General features: G+C 50.6%; 19 protein-coding genes. 10 read left to right on the top strand and 9 right to left on the bottom strand.

The genetic code is table 11. From position 1 onward, the window contains the following. Positions 1-55 precede the first annotated feature (55 nt). Positions 56-1,432, bottom strand: a complete 1,377-nt coding sequence (locus EDI28_RS18890; protein WP_128785444.1) for a PhoH family protein — start codon at positions 1,430-1,432, stop codon at positions 56-58. A 306-nt stretch (positions 1,433-1,738) separates the two neighbouring features. Here EDI28_RS18890 and rapA point away from each other — a divergent pair, with 306 nt between their 5' ends. From rapA to EDI28_RS18905, 3 genes are all read left to right on the top strand, one after another. Further along, a complete protein-coding gene (gene rapA, locus EDI28_RS18895; RefSeq protein WP_128785445.1) occupies positions 1,739-4,657 on the top strand; it encodes an RNA polymerase-associated protein RapA in 2,919 nt (972 codons plus the stop codon). A gap of 165 nt (positions 4,658-4,822) precedes the next feature. After that, positions 4,823-5,530, top strand: a complete 708-nt coding sequence (rluA, locus tag EDI28_RS18900) for a bifunctional tRNA pseudouridine(32) synthase/23S rRNA pseudouridine(746) synthase RluA (RefSeq protein WP_128785446.1) — start codon at positions 4,823-4,825, stop codon at positions 5,528-5,530. Between the two features lie 106 nt (positions 5,531-5,636). Continuing rightward, positions 5,637-6,590, top strand: coding sequence for a D-2-hydroxyacid dehydrogenase (locus EDI28_RS18905; RefSeq protein ID WP_128785447.1), 954 nt, complete (start codon positions 5,637-5,639; stop codon positions 6,588-6,590). Positions 6,591-6,663: 73 nt separating this feature from the next. On the opposite strand, the gene djlA is transcribed toward EDI28_RS18905, so the two are convergent. Further along, a complete protein-coding gene (djlA, locus tag EDI28_RS18910) occupies positions 6,664-7,509 on the bottom strand; it encodes a co-chaperone DjlA (protein ID WP_128785448.1) in 846 nt (281 codons plus the stop codon). A 191-nt stretch (positions 7,510-7,700) separates the two neighbouring features. On the opposite strand from djlA, the gene lptD reads away from it, so the two are divergent. From lptD to EDI28_RS18940, 6 genes are all read left to right on the top strand, one after another. Continuing rightward, positions 7,701-10,058 (top strand): LPS assembly protein LptD, encoded by a 2,358-nt coding sequence (lptD, locus tag EDI28_RS18915; RefSeq protein ID WP_128785449.1) that lies wholly within the window; start codon positions 7,701-7,703, stop codon positions 10,056-10,058. Between the two features lie 69 nt (positions 10,059-10,127). Further along, positions 10,128-11,432 carry a peptidylprolyl isomerase SurA gene (surA, locus tag EDI28_RS18920; protein WP_128785450.1) on the top strand — a complete coding sequence of 435 codons (1,305 nt, stop codon included), beginning with the start codon at positions 10,128-10,130 and terminating at the stop codon, positions 11,430-11,432. Further along, positions 11,419-12,411 carry a 4-hydroxythreonine-4-phosphate dehydrogenase PdxA gene (gene pdxA / locus EDI28_RS18925; protein WP_128785451.1) on the top strand — a complete coding sequence of 331 codons (993 nt, stop codon included), beginning with the start codon at positions 11,419-11,421 and terminating at the stop codon, positions 12,409-12,411. Before surA ends, pdxA begins: the two co-directional genes overlap by 14 nt. Beyond that, positions 12,408-13,226, top strand: coding sequence for a 16S rRNA (adenine(1518)-N(6)/adenine(1519)-N(6))-dimethyltransferase RsmA (gene rsmA, locus EDI28_RS18930; protein WP_128785452.1), 819 nt, complete (start codon positions 12,408-12,410; stop codon positions 13,224-13,226). The genes pdxA and rsmA overlap by 4 nt, the downstream gene beginning before the upstream one ends. 69 nt (positions 13,227-13,295) lie before the next feature. Then, the gene (apaG, locus tag EDI28_RS18935) at positions 13,296-13,679 is read left to right on the top strand and encodes a Co2+/Mg2+ efflux facilitator ApaG/CorD (protein WP_128785453.1); all 384 of its coding nucleotides are present in this window, start codon (positions 13,296-13,298) and stop codon (positions 13,677-13,679) included. Between the two features lie 8 nt (positions 13,680-13,687). Next, positions 13,688-14,503, top strand: a complete 816-nt coding sequence (locus EDI28_RS18940) for a symmetrical bis(5'-nucleosyl)-tetraphosphatase (protein WP_128785454.1) — start codon at positions 13,688-13,690, stop codon at positions 14,501-14,503. Between the two features lie 55 nt (positions 14,504-14,558). Here the strand turns inward: EDI28_RS18940 and folA are convergent, their stop codons facing one another. The 7 genes from folA to rplU form a co-directional block, all read right to left on the bottom strand. After that, the gene (gene folA, locus EDI28_RS18945; protein ID WP_128785455.1) at positions 14,559-15,041 is read right to left on the bottom strand and encodes a type 3 dihydrofolate reductase; all 483 of its coding nucleotides are present in this window, start codon (positions 15,039-15,041) and stop codon (positions 14,559-14,561) included. Between the two features lie 18 nt (positions 15,042-15,059). Then, the gene (locus EDI28_RS18950) at positions 15,060-15,533 is read right to left on the bottom strand and encodes a threonine/serine exporter family protein (protein ID WP_128785456.1); all 474 of its coding nucleotides are present in this window, start codon (positions 15,531-15,533) and stop codon (positions 15,060-15,062) included. Further along, positions 15,530-16,333 (bottom strand): threonine/serine exporter family protein, encoded by an 804-nt coding sequence (locus tag EDI28_RS18955; RefSeq protein ID WP_128785457.1) that lies wholly within the window; start codon positions 16,331-16,333, stop codon positions 15,530-15,532. The genes EDI28_RS18950 and EDI28_RS18955 overlap by 4 nt, the downstream gene beginning before the upstream one ends. A gap of 146 nt (positions 16,334-16,479) precedes the next feature. Continuing rightward, entirely contained in the window at positions 16,480-17,658 is a 1,179-nt protein-coding gene (gene cgtA / locus EDI28_RS18960; RefSeq protein ID WP_128785458.1) for an Obg family GTPase CgtA, read from the bottom strand. 90 nt (positions 17,659-17,748) lie between these two features. Next, entirely contained in the window at positions 17,749-18,675 is a 927-nt protein-coding gene (locus EDI28_RS18965) for a DMT family transporter (protein WP_128785459.1), read from the bottom strand. A 64-nt stretch (positions 18,676-18,739) separates the two neighbouring features. Continuing rightward, positions 18,740-18,997, bottom strand: coding sequence for a 50S ribosomal protein L27 (rpmA, locus tag EDI28_RS18970; protein WP_128785460.1), 258 nt, complete (start codon positions 18,995-18,997; stop codon positions 18,740-18,742). An 18-nt stretch (positions 18,998-19,015) separates the two neighbouring features. Then, entirely contained in the window at positions 19,016-19,327 is a 312-nt protein-coding gene (gene rplU, locus EDI28_RS18975; RefSeq protein ID WP_128785461.1) for a 50S ribosomal protein L21, read from the bottom strand. Positions 19,328-19,786: 459 nt separating this feature from the next. On the opposite strand from rplU, the gene ispB reads away from it, so the two are divergent. Then, positions 19,787-20,758, top strand: a complete 972-nt coding sequence (gene ispB, locus EDI28_RS18980) for an octaprenyl diphosphate synthase (RefSeq protein ID WP_128785462.1) — start codon at positions 19,787-19,789, stop codon at positions 20,756-20,758. Positions 20,759-20,771: the final 13 nt, after the last annotated feature.

Consider the following 20,771-nt stretch of genomic DNA (forward strand, 5'->3'; position numbering starts at 1 on the left):
TGGAAGTGACGAGAAACGAGTGTCTATATCCTAGAGACTCGTTTCCCGGTATTAGTTATAAATTCTCTTCCGCAAACTCAGCCAACCGGCTGCGGACGACGCCATTGAGATAAATGTTGGCACTTCCCTCGAAATTCTTAAAACGCTCAACGATATACGTCAAGCCCGAGGTGACTGGAGATAAGTAGCTGGAGTCAATCTGCGCCAGGTTACCGGAACAGACAATCTTCGTGCCCTCCCCGCATCGGGTAATAATAGTCTTGATCTGGGAGGCGGTTAGGTTCTGGCACTCATCCAGCAATACGAAGGCATTCTGGATTGAGCGGCCGCGCATAAAGTTAATCGATTTGAATTGAATGTTCGCTTTGTCGTAGATGTACTTCATTGAGCCATCAGTACAGACATCATTTTTGTGTAGCGCTTCCATGGTATCGGTAACGGCCGCTAGCCATGGCATCATTTTTTCTTCTTCGGTACCCGGTAAATAACCAATCGACTCGGCAATTTCCGGCGTATTACGGGTTACAAGGATCTTGTCATACATGCCTTTTTCGATCACCTGCTCCAATGCCGCGGCCATCGCCAAAATGGTTTTGCCACACCCGGCGGGGCCGGTCAGGATCACCAGATCAATTGCCGGATCCATCATCGCATCCAGCGCCATGCCCTGATAGACATTTTTAGGGTGGATCCCCCAGGCCTGCCGGTGCATTAAACGCTCCTGGCCGATATCCTTCAACGTTACAGTCTCGCCGTCAATGGCCTGTACCCGAGCGGCAAAATCCGATCCCTCATCAAGCAGGTATTGGTTGATAAAGGGGGTTTCAAATAGCTCCGAGGGGAGTGTATGCAAAGTCGAGCGACCATGGCTCTCTGACTGGCATTCGCCAACCCGTCCCCAAAAATCCCCCGAAAATGTATGAAACCCCTTGGTAAGTAGTTTCACGTCATCAATTAACTGATCAGAGCGGTAATCATCAACAAAATAAACACCGGCGCCTTTCGCCCGTAACCGCATATTAATGTCTTTGGTGATCAGCACCACTTCCCGTGGTGCATACTCTGCCTGTAAAAAAAGCACCCCATTGAGGATCCGGTTATCGCCCGCCTTGTCGGCAAAAGCATGCACGGTCTCGGTGACTTCATAGTCGGCAAATATAGCAACCGTTCCTTGGTTGTCTCCTTGGTTAGAAAATGGGATCCCGGCAGAAATCTGCTCGGGTGTCGCATCATGGAAGATATCTTCCAGTGCACGGATCGCGATTCGGGCATCACGCGATACATCACGCTTGCTGTCCTTGATGCGATCCAGTTCTTCTAGCACCGTCATCGGAATAACGACGTCGTGCTCTTTAAAGGAATAAATGGCGAGGGGTTCGTGAAGTAAAATATTCGTATCCAGTACAAACACTTTCCGTTCAACGTCGTCCATAGGTACCTCCTTGGTAACAATCAGACAGCAATAAAATTGCCATCATTCTTTAAGCGTATGCCAAATTAGTGTGGTTACTATTAAAGACCGGAGATAATTAAAGAATTGTGACAATCATGCCTAAAAATACTTTGGCGGATTCTGGGCACTTTCGCCGTGACCTTACTCACAGCATGCAGTAACATTAGTCCCCTTTTTTACCGGTGCAGATTCTGGCTTACACTTAATCTCAGTGTAGTTCAAAAATGTTAGAGCATCGGATTAGCATTCTCCTTAATATCAAATAATTAGAAGGTTTTAACCACTATGCCATTTGCTTTGGGTCAACGTTGGATCAGCGATACTGAAAGTGATCTGGGTTTGGGAACAGTCGTTGCGGCTGATGCCCGTACTGTCACCTTGATGTTCTCGGCCTGTGAAGAGAACCGCCTGTATGCACGCAGTGATGCTCCCGTTACCCGCGTAATGTTTAATGTCGGCGATGTGGTTGAAAGCCATGAAGGCTGGTCACTGAAGGTCGAGCAGGTCGAGGAGGCCGGCGGCGTATTCACCTATATTGGCACACGTACAGATACCGAAGAAGAAAATGTTCAGCTCCGTGAAATTTTCCTCTGCAATCAAATCCGCTTCAATAAGCCGCAGGACAAGCTGTTTGCCGGCCAAATCGACCGTATGGATCGTTTTGCCCTACGTTACCGCGCATTGAAAAACCAGTACGAGCAGCACAAGAGTCCGTTGCGTGGCCTGTGCGGTATGCGTGCCGGCCTGATCCAGCACCAGCTATACATCGCCCACGAAGTCGGTCGTCGTTATGCACCGCGCGTATTGCTTGCCGACGAAGTCGGTTTGGGTAAGACCATCGAAGCCGGTATGATCATCCACCAGCAGGTTCTCTCTGGCCGCGCAGAGCGTATTCTGATCCTGGTTCCGGAAACGCTCCAGCACCAGTGGCTGGTAGAAATGATGCGTCGCTTCAACCTGCACTTCTCTATCTTTGACGAAGAGCGCTGTGTAGAAGCCTTCGCGGATTCTGCCAATCCGTTCGATACCGCGCAGTTTGTCCTGTGTTCACTGGACTTCCTGCGCAAGAGCCGCCGCCGTTTCGAGCAGGCCCTCGATGCCGACTGGGACCTACTGGTTGTCGACGAAGCACACCACCTGGAATGGAGCGAGGACAAACCAAGCCGCCAGTACCAGGTAGTCGAGGCACTGGCAGAAAAAAGTCCGGGCGTCCTGCTGCTAACGGCAACGCCAGAACAGCTAGGCCACGAAAGTCACTTTGCCCGCCTGCGCTTGCTCGACTCTGACCGCTTCTATGACTATGAAGCCTTCGTAGAAGAAGAGCGCCAATATGCCCCCGTTGCGGATGCCGTCTCTCGCCTGCTGTCGGGCGAGAAGCTAGATGATACCGCTCTGAACCGCCTGACCGAGCTGCTGCCAGAACAAGATATCGAGCCTATGCTTAGGATCATCGAGTCTCAGCAGATCGATGAAGAACAACAGAATACGGCCCGTCAGGAGTTAATTGACAATCTGATGGATCGCCATGGTACCGGCCGAGTCCTATTCCGTAACACCCGCGCGGCAATTAAGGGCTTTCCGCAGCGCCACCTGAACATGTATCCGCTGGCTCTGCCGACTCAGTATCAAACAGCCATGCGTGTGGCCGGAATGATGAATGGCAAGATGTCTGAAGAACAGAAAGCCATCAAGCTGCTATACCCGGAAGATATCTACCAGGAATTTGAAGGTGATTCCGCCACCTGGTGGAACTTTGATCCGCGAGTAAACTGGCTGCTGGATATGCTCATGGCAAACCGCAATGAGAAAGTGCTGGTTATTTGCTCCCGCGCACAAACCGCTCTGACACTGGAGCAGGCCCTACGCGAGCGTGAAGGGATCCGGGCAACAGTCTTCCACGAAGGTATGTCAATCATTGAACGTGATAAGGCAGCCGCTTACTTTGCCCAGGAAGAAGCCGGGGCTCAGGTATTACTCTGTTCGGAAATTGGCTCGGAAGGCCGTAACTTCCAGTTCGCCAACCAGCTGGTCATGTTTGACCTGCCCAACAACCCCGATCTGTTGGAACAGCGTATCGGTCGTCTGGATCGCATTGGTCAGATGCGCGATATCGAAATCCATGTTCCGCACCTGCAGGGCACCTCCCAGGCACTGCTGGCACACTGGTACAACGAAGGCCTGAACGCCTTTGAAGAAACCTGCCCGACCGGCCGTGCCATATATGACGCCTTCAGCAGTGAGCTCATTGCGCTGCTGGCCAATGACACCCATGATGGCGATGCTCTGGAACAGCTGATTGAACGCAGCGCCGCTATGCACCGTGAACTAAAGGCCAAGCTGGAGCAAGGACGTGACCGTCTGTTGGAAATTCACTCCAACGGAGGCGACAAGGCATGTGAACTGGTTAATCAGATCGCAGCCAAAGACGGTGACACCAACCTGGTGACATTTGCCCTCGGCCTGTTCGATACCATTGGCCTGAATCAGGATGACAAGGGTGAAAACGCCATTGTGGTGACACCATCAGAGCACATGATGGTTGCCAGCTATCCGGGCCTGCCTTATGACGGCTGCACCATCACATTTGAACGTGAAACGGCACTATCGCGAGAAGATCTGCACTTTATCAGCTGGGAGCACCCAATGATCCAGGGCGGTATCGACCTGCTGCTATCTGAAGGAGTGGGCACAACAGCCGTTTCTTTGCTAAAAAACAAAGCCCTTCCTGCCGGTACCCTGCTGCTTGAGTTGGTATATGTCGTCGATGCGCAGGCACCGAAACAGTCCGGTATCGGTCGTTTCTTGCCACAGACACCAATCCGTATTTTGCTTGATGCCAAGGGCAACAACTTGTCGGCCAATGTCGAGTTTGAAGGCTTCAACCGCCAGCTTAGCCCGGTGAACCGTCATCTGGCCAGCAAGCTGGTCAACTCGGTACAGAAGGATATCCACGTTCTGATTGAACATGCCGAGCAGGCTGTTGCCAAAGAGCTGGTGACTGTTCGCGAAGCCGCTCAGGCCGAAATGGAAAACAACCTGCGTGCCGAGCTGAATCGCCTTCAGGCCCTCAAGGCCGTCAACCCGAACATCCGTGATGACGAATTGGAATTGATTGAGACCCAAATTCAGGATCTAACAGGCTATATTGCCAAAGCCCAGGTTCAGCTGGACTCGTTGCGTCTGATTGTCGTCAGCCATGGCTAACCCTTAACTATCTCTGAACTAACGTTTCCAGAGCACGACTAAGTACTTCCGAGCCGTCGAACAGCCCTATGCTGCCGGCGGCTTTTCAATTTCAAGCACCACTGCGATCGCCATTTGTAATATGGTACTATCGCCCGCCTCGATCCCTGTCAGCCTGAACGAAACATGAAACCATTGCCTTTGCTGGACTATAACCCGCCCACAGATCCGTGGCTGGATATTCTGCACCTCGACAACGATCTAATTGCGATCAACAAACCATCCGGTTTGCTCTCAAACCCAGGCCGGGATCCTATCCACCATGACAGCGTATACAGCCGGGTACTCCAGGCGCATCCCGAAGCCCACCTCGTTCACCGGCTGGATATGGCAACCTCAGGATTGATCTTGCTTGCCACCAACAAAGACTCAGAGCGTCACCTACAAAAGCAATTCAGGGAACGCCTGACCGAAAAAGTCTACTACGCAAGGGTGTGGGGGGGGCTGGAACAAGATAGCGGTACGGTTGATCTGCCACTGATCTGCGACTGGCCAAACCGTCCGAAGCAGAAAGTCTGTTTCGAAGACGGCAAACCCTCAGTCACCCACTATCAGGTCATTGCCCGAGAAGACAATACCACCCTGGTGCGGCTGCGCCCCGTGACAGGCCGCTCTCATCAGCTCAGGGTTCACATGCTGGCACTTGGCCACCCTATCCTTGGCGACCGCTTCTACGCCCATGACGAAGCCCGGGAGAGTGCACCAAGACTTCAACTCCATGCCGCCGAGCTGACCTTTCTTCAGCCCACGACCGAGCTACCGATGCACCTGTTCGCCCCCTGCGATTTCTACTCCGATGCGCCAAGCAAAACACTACCAGATCAAGAAAGTTAACCCTCTTGGTTGAGGTCTCCCCCAAAGTTGGTGTTTACTGGTTGATACTCAAGTTCCCTCAAGGTGCCTGGGAATAACATCAACTTTGGAGCCTATTGCCAAGCCTATGGAAAAAATAGTATTCCTGGATCGGGGTACCATTCCCGACCATATCCAGCTACCTCAGCCCAATTTTACTCATCAATGGCACGAATATCCGGCAACGTCACCAAAACAGGTACTCAAACGCCTGCAACACGCGACGATTGCCATCACCAACAAAGTGACTCTGGATGCAGAGATACTCAGCCAGCTCCCCGAATTGAAGATGATCGCCATTGCCGCAACCGGCACCAATAATGTCGATCTTGACTACTGCCGCCAACACGGAATAACCGTCAGCAATATCCGAGGCTATGCAACCGATTCGGTTCCTGAACATGTTGTCGCGATGATGTTTGCCTTGCGACGGAACCTGATGGGTTACCACCAAGATATCGAAGCCGGGGTATGGCAGCAGACAAAACAGTTTTGCTTCTTTACTCATCCGATAGGGGATATCAAAAGCACAACGCTGGGGATCATCGGCGGCGGCAGCCTGGGGCAAGCGGTCGCGAAATTAGGGCAAGCATTAGGAATGGCGGTGTTGTTTGCCGAGCACAAAGGTCAGCAGAGTTGCCGAGAAGGCTATACCCTGTTTTCTGATGTGCTGAAGCAGGCCGATGTCCTTACTTTACATTGTCCTTTAACCGCGCAGACAGTCCACCTGATAGGTCAGCAAGAGCTGACAAGCATGAAACCGTCCAGTTTGTTGATCAACACCGGCCGAGGAGGCCTCGTTGACGAGCAGGCACTGGTTGATGCACTAAAACAGGGAGAGATAGGCGGTGCCGGCGTTGATGTATTTACCGAAGAGCCTGCCGATAACAGCAACCCTCTGGTTGCCTATGCCGACCTGCCAAACCTACTACTGACTCCCCATGTCGCCTGGGGTTCCGATTCAGCCATTCAGACCCTCGCCAACCAGCTTATCGACAATATAAACCAGTTCGTGGAAGGCAAGCCACAGAACGTGGTTTAGTGGTAAATGGTAAAGTTCGAGTCGCGAGTGTTGAGGTTCTAGTCACTCGACACTCGCCTCTCGCCACTTTGACTTACTTCAACCCTTTTTCCTTGCGGATCAGATCATAGGCCGCCTGCAGCTGCTGGGTTTTCTGCTTGGCCAGCTCCATCATCTCAGGCGGTAGTCCTTTGGCTGCCAGCTTGTCAGGGTGGTGTTCGTTCATTTGCTTACGGTACGCCCGTTTCAGCTCCTGGGCTGACGCTGACTCAGCAACACCCAACAGTTCATAGGCATCGGCAAGTTGATCCTTGGTTGGCGCCTGTCTAAACGCCCCCTGCTGCTGGTACTGCTGATTGAATCCACCTTGCTGAAAACGAAAAGCCGCTTCCTGCATATGCAGGCGCTGCTCCAGCTGGCGATCTGAGTAACCAAGGCTGCGGGCAATGACAAACAACAGCTGGCGCTCGCTCGGGTGCAGGCTGCCGTCAGCAAATGCCGCCTGAATCTGTAGTTCGATAAAAAACTGCAGCAGGTCAGCCCTGCCTGCGCAACTCATCCGCACTTTTGCCAACGTCTCATCCAGCGGGAAATCGTCTTCTTTTCCCTCTCGAAAAGCATTTTGTGCCTGTCGGCGAGATTCACCATGCAGGCTCATACGATCCATAATTGCACTGGCAACCCGGATTTCTTCTTCCGTTACCCGCCCTTTAGCCTTGGCCATATGGCCCATAACAGCAAAGCCAGCATAGAAAAACTCCGCCTGCCGCTCGGCGCTTCTGGCGCGATCAGCGCCAAAATTGCCAAACCCGCCACGGGAATAAATATTTGTTCTGGCTCGGTCGAACTTATGCCCTAAAAAAAGGCCTAACAACAAACCGAACGGCCCACCAAGAAGGAACCCAAAAAATGCGCCTAAAATCTTACCCCAAACCTGCATTCTCTACTCTCTGGTAATTTGCTAAATTTAGAAATATTTTTCTGATATTAACCCGACACAATAACGCGAAAAGATGCCGTCGGATAGAATTTGCATTATGATAGCTGTCATTGATCGGGAAAGCTTGTAAAAAGCGCCACCAATTCGTTTCTGAAATGCGCTGAAACTTGAATACAGGAAAGTTGAATTAGATGTCATTAACCTCCCGCAGCTTATTAGCCACCATGATTAGCCTTGCGCTTTATGGTCCAGCAATGGCTTACGAAAACCCCGCACCAAGCGAAGATGTCAATGATGAGTCTGCGGCTGTCAATGGCACTAAGAGCGACCTTGAACTGGTTCGAGGAGTATGCATTGCACCTCAGGATATGCCTGAAGATACTAATAACGAGCCGATTAAGGTCTCTGCCGACAAGGCAGAAGCCAAGCCGAACCAAAAACTCACCTACTCGGGCGATGTCATACTGCAGCAAGGAAACCGTACGGTTGCTGCAGACACTGCAACCTTGCACCAGCCCGAGAATATCGTAACGGCTGAAGGCGACGTCTACTTTCATGACGGAACTGTTGAGGTCTACTCCGACCGCATTCAAAGTAATTTAGACACCGAAGACTCCGAGATGGATAACGCGGTATATAACATGACTTGTGAAGCGGGTCGCGGCGAAGCTGAGCGGATCACCAAAAATGGCATCGCCTACTACCGCTTGAAAAATGGCACCTATACCACCTGCCCTCCTGGTGACAAGAGTTGGCAGTTTTCGGCCACCAGTATCGAACGTGAAACCGATTCTCCTTTTGCCGATTTGTATAATGCCCGTTTTGAAATTGCAGATGTCCCTGTTTTTTACATGCCGTATCTACGAGTTCCTGTCGGCAAAGAGCGCCTAACCGGTTTCCTCTACCCCTCTTTAAGCTATGGCTCTCGTGATGGCTTCGAGCTGGAAACACCGTTTTACTGGAACATCGCGCCCAACTACGACATGACCATCACCCCTAAGTACATGAGCAACAGGGGCCTACAGCTTAATTCCGAGTTTCGCTATCTGACCGAGGCGGGTAATGGTAGCTTGAGTGGCGAATACCTTGGCGATGATAAAAGTGCTCCGGATCAGGGAGCTCGCTGGGGCTTCAACTGGTCACATGGCGGCACATACAAGAGCCACTGGTTATTTGATGTGGACTACAGCAAGGTCAGTGATGTGACCTACTTCTCGGACATCGATTCCAGCATTGGCGAACGTGAAGACAACAACCTACTGCAAAAGGGAGAGGTCTCCTACCGTGAACGTTTCTGGGACTCAACGCTACGGGTAAGGGACTTCCAGCCTCTGACGCTCGGGGTCTCTTCCAACTACCGCCTGATGCCACAGTTGGAATTCAACTATTATCGACCGGATATGGCTTATGGGCTGGACTTCACTCTGAACAGTCACATCAGCCGCTTTGAAAATGATGCCGTCGATAAACCCTCGGCAGATCGTGTCCATCTCGAACCGACACTGACGCTGCCGTACTCAACGCCTTGGTGGTCTATCACCTCCGAGGCCAAGCTGATGTATACCTACTACAATCAGGAATTTGACAGCAGTATCGACGGACTGGAAACCCTGGAAGAGACAGCCTCTCGTTCGGTCCCGAGCATTCGGATACACAGTGGCCTGTATCTGGAGCGCGATGCATTGCTGTGGGGTGAAGACTACGTCCAGAGCCTTGAGCCTCAGGTACAATATCTGTTTGTCAGAGATGTCGAGCAGCAGGACATCTTCGGCAGCTACGATACGACACTACTGCAAACCGACTACTACGGCCTGTTCCGTGGCAAGCGCTATTCTAGCGTCGACCGAATTTCCGCCGCCAACCAGTTCACCGTCGGGGCAAGTACCCGTTTCTTTGACAACGATTTCGTCGAGCGCTTCAACCTGTCGTTCGGTCAGATATTCTACCTCAATGACGCTGGCCGTAACCTAACCGAAGATAGCGAATCGACACCTAACTACTCGGCATCTGCATTTGAATCCGACTTCAACTATGACGACTGGTTATTCTTCCATGGCGGACTTCAGTACGACGCCAGCAAGAAAGAAATGCAGCTTGCCAACGCGACAATGGAGTATCGCGAAGATGCCCTGTTTAGCCAGCTAAACTACCGGTACGTTTCAAAAGACTATATCAAGCAGAGCCTGCCTGATAATGACCAGATTGATAACTATACCGAAGACGGGATCTCCCAGCTTGGCTTCTCGACAGGTTTCCCTGTCTACGGCGGCCTGAGCCTGCGTGGTGACTACTACCATGATTTGACTGAAAACCAGATGCTGGAAGGTCAGATCACCCTAAACTACCGTTCCGCCTGCTGGATGATCAGCCTTGGCTATAATGAATATCTGAAATCCCGCAGCGACGTAAACAGCCAGCCAGCTGAGTACGAACAAAACTTCAGTGTCTCATTCAGCCTATTAGGGCTGGCCGGAGCGCCTTCGGCCGGAGCAGCAACCGCCAGTGGCAATGCTATCGCCTATGGCCGTCCGTTCTACCTCAACAACTAACCAGATGTCGCGGTATTCGACCGCGGCATCATCCGATTTAACGCGCCACGGCGCATGATGGAAAGATGTATGAAAAAGTGGAAGTCTTCACTGCTTGGCCTGACACTATGGAGCCTGGCTGCCGGCAGCATTGCTGCCCCGCAAGAACTGGACAAGGTCGTAACTATCGTCAACGACAGTGTGATCCTGCAAAGTGACGTCGACGCAATGCTGAAAACCGTGCAGATGAACGCTGCCCGCCAGAATCAGCCACTACCGTCAAACGACATTCTGTCAGAACAGGTGATGGAAAAACTGATCATCGAAACGCTCCAGCTCCAGCAGGCTGAGCAGTTCGGGATCCGTATTGATGATACCCGTCTGGATCAGGCGATTAATCAAATTGCTGCCGAGCGCGAGATGTCAGTCGCCCAGTTGCAACAGCTCCTGGCTGACAATGGCATCAGTTTTGCCGTGTTCCGCGAACAGATGCGACGTGATATCACCGCCAGCGAAGCGAGAACCATTCAGGTCCGTCGACGTATTAATATCCTACCTCAGGAAGTCGACACCCTCGCCGAACAGCTAGATAAGAAAAACCAGCAAGGTGTCAGCTTTAACATTAGCCATATCCAGCTACGCATCAGCGAAGATGCCAGCGCCACTCAACGAAGCGAGACCTTGGCACAGGCTAACCAACTGGTTAAAGAACTGAAAAATGGAGCCGACTTTGCCAACCTGGCCTATAGCTATTCCAAAGGCCCAAAAGCCTTGCAGGGTGGCAAATGGGGCTGGATGCGCCAGGAAGAAATGCCAACGATCTTTGCCGATCAGATTAAATCCAGTGGTAAAGGCGCCATTATCGGCCCATTCCGCAGCGGTGTTGGCTACCACATCTTGAAAGTCAACGATGTTCAGGGGCTGGAAACCATTTCCGTCACTGAAATAAATGCTCGCCATATCTTGGTTAAAACCTCGGTGATCATGAGCGACGAAGGTGCCCAGCGCCAACTTGAAAAAACGCGTAAAGCGATTCTAGCCGGAGAACAAAGCTTTGCTGATGCGGCGCAGGCACTAAGTGCTGATCCGGGTTCCGCAGCAAACGGAGGAGAGCTGGGCTGGCAGACTCCTGATATTTACGTGCCAGAGTTTAAAGACAAAGTAGAAACACTACCAACCGGTATGATCAGCCAGCCATTCAAAACTGTTCACGGCTGGCACATTGTTGAAGTTACAGAGCGCCGTGATGTCGATCGTACCGATGCCGCGGTCAAGAATCGTGCCTACCGAATTCTATTCAGCCGCAAGTTTAACGAAGAGGCCCAGGCCTGGCTGCAAGAGCTACGGGCTGGTGCCTATATCGAACAGCCGGAAGACGCCAATGACCAAGGTTAAACGTATCGCAATTACCCCGGGGGAGCCGGCAGGGATCGGCCCCGATTTAGTACTTGCCCTAACCCAACAAGACTGGCCTCACGAACTGGTAGTTTGTGCTAGCTCCCAGCTTATGGTAGAACGTGCAGCCCTGCTAGGGTTGCCGCTCACAGTCATTGACTATGATCCGGCCCAGCCTGCTCAGCCTCATAAGGCCGGTACGCTGGTTATCGCCAATCATGAACTGAAAGCGCCGTCCAAAGCAGGCGAACTGAATGAGCTTAACGGTCATTATGTCCTCGAGACATTAGGCCAGGCTGCAGATGGCTGCATGAATGGTGAGTTTTCTGCGGTGGTCACCGGCCCTGTACATAAAGGGGTCATTAACCGTGCCGGCGTTTCATTCAGTGGCCATACTGAATTTTTTGCCCAGAGATCTGATACTGCCCAAGTAGTGATGATGCTGGCAACTGAGGGACTGCGAGTGGCACTAGTGACTACTCACATTCCGCTGGCCTATGTTTCCAAGGCTGTGACAGAGGAACGGCTACAGCAGGTTATACGTATTCTGCACGCCGATCTGGTCAGCAAGTTTGGTATAAAACAACCCAAAATTTATGTCTGCGGGCTTAACCCGCATGCCGGTGAAGATGGCTGTCTGGGAATGGAGGAGATTGAAGTGATCTCGCCAGCTCTCGAGCAGCTTCGCCAGCAAGAAGGAATGGATCTGGTCGGCCCTTTGCCGGCAGATACCATCTTTCAGGAAAAATACCTGGCCGATGCAGATACTGTATTAGCCATGTATCACGATCAGGGGCTGCCAGTGCTTAAATTCAAAGGCTTTGGCAAATCAGTCAACATAACGTTAGGCCTGCCCTTTATCAGAACCTCAGTAGATCATGGTACCGCACTGGAACTTGCTGGTACCGGACAGGCGGACACCGGTAGCCTTTGGACAGCGCTATCGCACGCCCTTGAATTGGTAGAAAAACAAACATGAGCAGTGATCAGGTCCATCTAGGCCACCGCGCACGAAAGCGCTTTGGCCAGAACTTTTTGAAAGACCCTTACATTATTGACGGCATTGTATCGGCAATTAACCCGAGACCAGGCCAGAACCTGGTTGAAATCGGCCCGGGTCTAGGGGCTATCACTGAACCAGTCGGCAAGCAGGTTGATAAGTTTTCGGTGATTGAACTCGACCGTGACTTGGCTGAACGTCTGCGCAACCACCCTGACTTGGGTAGCAAACTGACTATCCATGAAGGCGATGCCATGCGCTTCGACTTCACACAGCTAATTAAAGAAAACAATAAGCTACGTATTTTCGGTAACTTGCCATATAACATATCGACACCGCTAATGTTCCATCTTTTCTCGTTCCATGAGCATATCCAGGATATGCACTTCATGTTACAGAAAGAGGTAGTCAATCGCCTGGCAGCAGGCCCGGGCAGTAAAGCCTATGGTCGATTAACCGTAATGGCTCAGTACTATTCACGTGTAATGCCGGTATTGGAAGTCCCGCCGGAGTCATTCGTGCCTGCGCCAAAAGTTGATTCAGCCGTTGTTCGTATTACACCATATGAAACATTGCCGCATCCATGTACTAATCTTAAATGGCTGGACCGTGTTTGCCGTGAAGGTTTCAACCAGCGGCGTAAAACGATCCGTAACTGCTACAAGGCACTTTTGACCACAGAGCAGCTGGAAGAACTGGGGATCAACCCGGGGTTGCGCCCTGAGAATCTGACTTTAGAGCAGTTTGTTGCTATGGCTAACTGGCTGGATGCCAACCACAATGCATCAAAATAAATGATAAGTTTATCAGGGCTCGGCAGCTAGCCGGGCCCTGCCAAACTGCCGACGAAAGGAAGCAATACATTGACGACAAATGCTATCCCCACAATCAAGTGCAGAGTGGTTACCCACTATATCGAAGATCAATCGGAACCTGAAAACCAGCGCTATGTGTTCTCGTATACGATTACGATCCGCAATCTGGGTAGCGGTGAGGCACAACTACTGAACCGCCACTGGTTGATCACTGATGCCAACGGTAAAAAACTGGTTATTGACGGAGAAGGAGTCGTTGGTGAGCAACCCAAAATTGCAGCCAATGATGAATACACCTATACCAGCGGTACCATTATCGAAACCCCGCTAGGGGTGATGCAAGGTCACTATGTCATGATCAATGAACAGGGAGACGAGTTCGAGGCCGAAGTTTCCCCATTCCGGCTGTCTATCCCCAATATCCTTCACTGAGGCTCCTTATGTCGACTTACCTTGTCGGTGATATTCAAGGCTGCTTTGACGATCTCTGTGATCTGCTTGAACAAGCCCATTTCAACCCACAGCAAGATGAACTGTGGCTATCGGGCGACCTCGTTGCCCGTGGTCCCCAATCGCTAGAAACTCTGCGCTTTGTCAAAGGCCTAGGTGATAAGGCAACCACCGTTCTCGGCAACCATGACCTTCACCTGCTGACGGTGGCCAATGGGCTTGCCAAAGTTAAAAGCCGAGATAAAATTCAACCGATCCTTGATGCTCCCGACCGCGACGAACTACTTGAATGGCTCCGCCAGCAACCCATGCTGGCAGAACACCCACAATACCTTTTTGTCATGGCTCATGCCGGTATTCCCCCTCAATGGGATCTCCCTATAGCCCGTCAGCAAGCCCGAGAAGTCGAGGCCTGCCTGCGAAGTGATGACTACCTGTGGCTCCTCAAGAATATGTACGGCAACGGACCCGATATATGGACCCCGGATCTGAGCGGAATAGAGCAATATCGCTACACAATCAATGCCTTTACCCGAATGCGCTTCTGTTACCCGAATGGCCGACTTGATATGGATTGCAAGCTCTCGCCAGAGCAGGCCGAAACCGGACAGCTCAAGCCGTGGTTTGATCTACCCAGACAGCCACTCGGTAAGAAAGTGATCTTTGGCCACTGGGCCGCGTTAATGGGCTATGAAGATCAACACGTCATAGGGTTGGATACTGGATGTGTCTGGGGGAACAGCATGACACTGCTTCGCTGGGAGGACGGTGCTCGGTTTGAAAAGGCATGCCCGGTTTATGCTTGATCAACTGAGCTAAAACTAGCTTAGCCAATAGAACTATTCGCCAAGCTAGTTTTTCTTACTGACGTTCCAAAATAACAAAACGCATGCTATGGGCGTTTTTTTCATCGGCCTCATAGCTTTCAGCAAAGACCTCATTCCATCCCGCTTCCCAATCAGGGAAACACGTATCTCCCTCGACAATGAGGTCAATAAATGTCAGGTATAAGCGTTCAGCTTCCGGCAGGCAGGCAGCATAAATACTACCACCACCGATAATCATCAACTCCTCGACGTCACCGGCCGCCTTTTTGGCCGCAGCAATATCAGGCACCACTGTCACGCCTTCAGCATGAAAATTCGGATTGCGGCTGATCACGATATTTTGGCGGCCCGGTAACGGTCGGCCAATCGACTCAAACGTCTTGCGCCCCATCACGATTGGCTTTCCCAGTGTTGACTGCTTAAACCACGCAAAATCGGCTGGCAAGTGCCAAGGCATCGCATTGTCCTTGCCAATCACCCGATCATTGGCCATCGCCGCAATCATACTGATCTTCATATTATTCCCTTCGCAAAACTAAACCACAGGACGGCGACGATAAAACAATAGACCCGGCATTGCTAGCCCTATAGCCAGCGCAGCCACAATAAATACGGCCTTGATACCATTCTCCAGCATCAGCGCCCACAACTCGGGGCTAAAGCCTCGGTGGTTGATTTCTACCAAAGCGATCATCGCCTTAAACGCAAAGACACCGGGAACCATCGGGATCAAAGCAGCAACCGTGAAAACTTTCGGATGGGCAAGAAAACGATGCGACCAATGAACACCGATCATTCCAACAAGAGTTGCAGCCCCCAACGTAGCCCACTCGATCGGCACTCCCCAGTGCATCAAGACAAACCGGCTACCATGGCCCAAAGCGCCGCCAATCGCGCAATACTTAAGGGCCTTCTGCGGTACATTAAACACCAAAGCAAAACCTATGGCCGGGATCATGGCGAAGAACATATCATTGAGCAAAGCCAACAGAAAATCGAGATTTATCATGATAACCAGCCCCAAACACCCAGCACATTCATAGCTGCCACAATCCCCATACTCGTCGATAACGTCAGCAACGTTGCCATTGTCCAGCGCGCTATTCCCATGTTCACATAGCCTTTCACCATATCAGATATGGCGTTGATCAACGGAAAACCAGGTACCAACATCAAGACAGAAGATGCCATTGCCAAGAAAGGGGCCTCACCAATCTGATATACCTGGCCAAAGCCCGAAATAAGTGTGGTAACAAATGCAGTCACCCCAAAGTTAACCAACGGGTTGAAATGGCAATGTGCAATCTCCTGTCGTACAAACATTCCGACAGAAGAAGCAAAAAAGGTGAGGAAAAATACTGGCCAGTCGGCACCAGCCAAGCGGCTAAACGCGGCACATGACAACCCGATCATCACTATGACCAGGAAACGGTTGTAGCGTAACGGTTTGATCTTTTCCAAGCGCTGATGAACCGCCTCTACCCCCAGCAGCCCACGCTCGGCCATAATACATACCCGCTGGATCTCGGTAACTACCTGCATGTTGATCCCGCGATCCTGGCATCGTCGTGTCGTCGTGATACACCGTCCGTGGCTCAAGGTCGTAATCACCATCGAACTGGCTGACAGTGATACTTCAACACTCTCCACACCCAGTGCCTGCCCTAGTCGACAGGTAACATCTGCCACCAGCGTACTTTCAGCCCCATGTTGCAGCAAACGCTGGCCAGCCAATACGGCTAGCCTCGAAATTTCTCGTTGCTGTGGCTCTGTCAACGTTTCCGTTAACGGTTCCGCCCCACTTACCATTTCCTTCCCTCTGAATGAGTCTTCTATTAACAAATAGTGCAATTATCAGACAATTATCGTTCCACTACGTTGACCAGACACAAAAAAGCCGCTCTTCAGAGCGGCTTTTCATTAGAACTGGACAATAACATCGGTATCAACGCAGACTATGGCTTGTAGATGATCTCTACATCATAGTCGTCTTCGTTCCAATCATCCCAATCATCATCATCGTCGTCATCGCTGCTTTCGGCTTTCTTCAGCTGCTCTTCGTGGTAGTCATCCCACTTAAACTCAACTTTTTCAGCCTTCTCTTCTTCTTCGACAATTTGTTCTTTTGGAAGCTGCTCGATGAATTCCATCAAGTCATAAGTCAGCTCTTTGGTACCCATACGAGTTAGAGCAGAAATACAGTAGTAATCTCCCTCCCACGCCAGCGCTTCTAAAATCTCATCGATCTTCGCTTGTGCGTCTTCCTCTGAAAGAAGATCAACCTTATTGAAAATGATCCAACGAGGTTTGTTTGCTAGCTTGTCGCTGTATTTATCCAGCTCATTTAAGATAGTGAAAGCATTCTCAATCGGATCTGAACCATCAACAGGTAGTAGATCGATCATGTGCAACAATACACGACAACGCTCTAGGTGTTTCAAGAAGCGAATACCCAAACCAGCACCATCAGCAGCGCCTTCAATCAATCCGGGGATATCAGCAACAACAAAGCTACGATCAGAATCGACGCGAACAACACCCAGGCTCGGAATCAATGTTGTAAACGGATAATCCGCTACTTTTGGCTTTGCTGCCGAAACAGAGCGAATGAAGGTCGATTTACCCGCATTAGGCAGGCCTAGCATCCCCACATCAGCAAGCAGCAACAGCTCAAGACGAAGGTGACGGATCTCACCTTTACTGCCCATCGTTTTCTGACGAGGAGCTCGGTTTACTGACGACTTAAAACGGGTGTTACCCAGGCCATGGAAACCGCCCTTGGCTACCATGATCTTCATACCATGCTGGGTCAGGTCGGCAATAACTTCGCCGGTCTCTTCATCAATAGCGCGGGTACCGACAGGAACCGTTAGCACCTTGTCTTCACCACGTTTTCCGGTACAGTTACCACCACGGCCATTTTCACCGCGTACCGCAGCATGGAATCGTTCAAAGCGGTAATCAATCAGAGTATTGACGTTTTCATCGGCAAGCAGATAGACATCACCACCGTCACCACCGTCACCACCGTCAGGGCCACCTTTAGGTATATACTTTTCAGTACGGAAACTAACAGTACCGTTACCACCGTCACCAGCATCAGCTCGAATTACCGCTTCATCTACAAACTTCATCTCTTTCTCCGCGCTATGGCGTTAAAACGTCTCGACCAGGTCACGTCAGCAATTACCCGGAAGCTATTAACTAATTGTAATGGACCTTGACTATTTATGCTGCCTGATAAACTTATGGCCAATGGCGCAAAACATCGCGCCACTTACCACAACCATAGCGCCGACATAGCCAAGAACATTCAGGGCTGCGGCAGCAAAAAACTGTGGCCAGATCAAGCTGGCAAGGTCGACAAATAATATTGTGAACAAGGGAGCCAGGGTGATCACCGCACTCACTTGCGAGGCCTGCCAGCGCGCCATTGCTTCTGCAAAGGCACCATAGCCGACCAGGGTATTTATACAGCAGAACATCAACATGCCCAGCTGTCTCGAATCCATCAACAGGATCTGCTCTGGTGATGCCAAAGGTGTCAGCATCAAAGCACAGATCATATAGATCATCAGTAAGATCTGAGGTGAGCTAAAATGTCTTAGCATCACTTTCTGGGCCAAGCCATAAATGACCCAGACCAGCGCAGCCAATACAGCGAGCATAACGCCCTGAGTATAACCACTAAAACTGGTAAACAGTTCAACCAAGCGTTCATTAAAAAACAACAGCAGGCCTAACATCAGGCATGCCACACCAATGACTTGGTGTACCCCCAGCTTTTCTCTAAACAGCCAAACGCTGGACAGCAATAAAATGACCGGCGCCAACTGAATGATCACCTGCACCACTGGCGGACTGAGGTATTCAAGCGCGCTGTTAAACAGCACAAAGTTACCAGCCAAGCCAAGACTCGCCAACATAAGGATGCCACATTCGGCTAACCTTAACGTTCTGGCCCGAGGTAACTGCTTACGCCAATACAGCCATAACCCTAAACCTATCGAAGCCGTTACAAAGCGATACCAAACTATGGTAAATGGCTCCATTACTTCGACAGCTTGCTTCATTGCTATGGGCAGAGCGCCCCAGAATAATGCCGTCGTTAGCGCCAGCAAGATTCCTGCAGTCGGGTTTTGATTCGGCATAAACCCTTCCATAACAAAAAGCCCCGCCAATAGGCAGGGCTTTAAAATTCATTACGAGGCTAAATTATTCAGCTTCGATAGAAATGAATTTACGGTTCTTAGGACCTTTAACTTCGAACTTCACTTTACCGTCAGATAGAGCGAATAGAGTGTGGTCTTTACCGCAACCTACGTTGTTACCAGCGTGGAATTTAGTACCACGTTGACGAACGATGATGTTACCTGCAAGTACAGATTCGCCACCGAAACGTTTAACACCTAGGCGTTTGCTTTCTGAGTCGCGACCGTTACGAGTAGAACCGCCAGCTTTTTTGTGTGCCATCTTTAAATTCTCCTGTTATTAAGCGCTGATGCCAGTGATTTTGACTTCAGTGAACCACTGACGGTGGCCCGCTTGCTTACGAGAGTGCTTACGACGACGGAACTTAACGATTTTAACTTTATCGCCACGACCGTGAGTAATAACTTCAGCAGTAACTTTACCGCCAGCTACGAAAGGTGCGCCTACAGTCACTTCTTCGCCGTTAGCTACAAGAAGAACTGAATCAAATTCAACGCTAGCACCAGTTTCAGTGTCTAGTTTTTCTAAGCGTAGGGTCTGGCCTTCGCTTACACGGTGTTGTTTACCACCACTTTGGAAAACAGCGTACATGTCTTACTCCGCTTGTCCGCATAGGCCATTAGCCACTTATAATTTGGGCTATGGGTATGCGCTTAATCTTGTCATCAATAGGGCGCGAATGTTACGCGAAAACGGGGCTTCTGACAACCCATTAAGCGAAGAAAAATGGTGAAAAGCTAGCCAGTAATAAAAGTCCCTGATTTAAACGTAAACGAGGTTATGAAGATAGCGGGATTTTAGTATAATATTCGATAATTATTTTTTGATACCAATTCACAAAAATAACCGAGTAATTTAGAACTTGGCGGGCTATTTAATACGCAATGCATGCTACAGCTCATCGTAGCAGTTTTCGGATAAGCATCACGTATAATAAAGCCGACGACCTTTGCATATGCCTATTGCCAAGGCTTGGCGTCAGTTATTTATTGTAAATTGGTATACTTAACTTTTCCGCCTGGTGCGGCAAACAATTTTGCTGGATGTTCAATGGATTTCAAAGCTATCCAAGCGCTTACCGCCAACGACATGGCGGAGGTTGACGCGAAGATACTGGCACAACTGAATTCAGATGTTGCCCTAATCAATCAACTCGGTTTTTACATTGTCAGCGGTGGCGGGAAACGCCTGCGTCCTATGCTGGCAGTCCTGGCTGCCCGCGCTCTTGGATATGAAGGTAACAAGCACACGACTGCCGCTGCATTTATCGAATTTACTCATACTGCAACATTGCTTCACGATGATGTTGTCGATGAATCGGATATGCGCCGGGGCAAGGAAACGGCCAATGCCATGTTTGGCAATGCCGCCAGCGTCTTGGTCGGGGATTATATCTATACCCGCTCCTTCCAGATGATGACAAGCCTACGATCTTTGCGGATCCTTGACATTATGAGCGAAGCGGTAAATGTGATCGCCGAAGGCGAAGTGCAGCAGTTGATGAACTGTAATGATCCAGACACCACTGAAGATAACTATATGCAGGTTATCTACTCAAAAACCGCCCGCTTGTTCGAAGCCGCGACACAGGTAGCGGCGATTATTGCTGATGCCCCTGAAAATGTCGAAGCCGCTTTACAGGACTACGGGCGTTTCTTGGGTACCGCCTTCCAGCTTATCGACGATGTATTGGATTACAATGCCGACGGCGAGGAGATGGGGAAAAATGTCGGCGATGATCTTGCCGAAGGTAAACCGACCCTTCCTCTGCTGCATGCGATGCACCATGGCAATGCCGAGCAGGCAGCCATGATCAGAGAAGCCATAGAGCAAGGTAATGGCCTTGACAAACTAGAACCGATCCTGGCCTGCATGCACGAAGTCGGCTCGCTGGAATATACCCAACAGCGTGCCGAACAAGAATCAGAGAAAGCCATTGCCTGCTTGTCTGTGGTTCCAGATTCTGATTATAAAGACGCTTTAGTTGCACTGGCGCATATTGCCGTTAAGCGCACCAAATAAAACAGCGAATTTA

The organism is Photobacterium chitinilyticum, assembly GCF_004104355.1.
GTDB lineage: Bacteria > Pseudomonadota > Gammaproteobacteria > Enterobacterales > Vibrionaceae > Photobacterium > Photobacterium chitinilyticum.

Bases quoted from the DNA above. Each gene is read 5' to 3' on its own strand.
- EDI28_RS18890 (WP_128785444.1), bottom strand. From the start codon at position 1,432: ATGGACGACGTTGAACGGAAAGTGTTTGTACTGGATACGAATATTTTA.
- rapA (WP_128785445.1), top strand. From the start codon at position 1,739: ATGCCATTTGCTTTGGGTCAACGTTGGATCAGCGATACTGAAAGTGAT.
- rluA (WP_128785446.1), top strand. From the start codon at position 4,823: ATGAAACCATTGCCTTTGCTGGACTATAACCCGCCCACAGATCCGTGG.
- EDI28_RS18905 (WP_128785447.1), top strand. From the start codon at position 5,637: ATGGAAAAAATAGTATTCCTGGATCGGGGTACCATTCCCGACCATATC.
- djlA (WP_128785448.1), bottom strand. From the start codon at position 7,509: ATGCAGGTTTGGGGTAAGATTTTAGGCGCATTTTTTGGGTTCCTTCTT.
- lptD (WP_128785449.1), top strand. From the start codon at position 7,701: ATGTCATTAACCTCCCGCAGCTTATTAGCCACCATGATTAGCCTTGCG.
- surA (WP_128785450.1), top strand. From the start codon at position 10,128: ATGAAAAAGTGGAAGTCTTCACTGCTTGGCCTGACACTATGGAGCCTG.
- pdxA (WP_128785451.1), top strand. From the start codon at position 11,419: ATGACCAAGGTTAAACGTATCGCAATTACCCCGGGGGAGCCGGCAGGG.
- rsmA (WP_128785452.1), top strand. From the start codon at position 12,408: ATGAGCAGTGATCAGGTCCATCTAGGCCACCGCGCACGAAAGCGCTTT.
- EDI28_RS18940 (WP_128785454.1), top strand. From the start codon at position 13,688: ATGTCGACTTACCTTGTCGGTGATATTCAAGGCTGCTTTGACGATCTC.
- folA (WP_128785455.1), bottom strand. From the start codon at position 15,041: ATGAAGATCAGTATGATTGCGGCGATGGCCAATGATCGGGTGATTGGC.
- EDI28_RS18950 (WP_128785456.1), bottom strand. From the start codon at position 15,533: ATGATAAATCTCGATTTTCTGTTGGCTTTGCTCAATGATATGTTCTTC.
- EDI28_RS18955 (WP_128785457.1), bottom strand. From the start codon at position 16,333: ATGGTAAGTGGGGCGGAACCGTTAACGGAAACGTTGACAGAGCCACAG.
- cgtA (WP_128785458.1), bottom strand. From the start codon at position 17,658: ATGAAGTTTGTAGATGAAGCGGTAATTCGAGCTGATGCTGGTGACGGT.
- EDI28_RS18965 (WP_128785459.1), bottom strand. From the start codon at position 18,675: ATGCCGAATCAAAACCCGACTGCAGGAATCTTGCTGGCGCTAACGACG.
- rpmA (WP_128785460.1), bottom strand. From the start codon at position 18,997: ATGGCACACAAAAAAGCTGGCGGTTCTACTCGTAACGGTCGCGACTCA.
- rplU (WP_128785461.1), bottom strand. From the start codon at position 19,327: ATGTACGCTGTTTTCCAAAGTGGTGGTAAACAACACCGTGTAAGCGAA.
- ispB (WP_128785462.1), top strand. From the start codon at position 19,787: ATGGATTTCAAAGCTATCCAAGCGCTTACCGCCAACGACATGGCGGAG.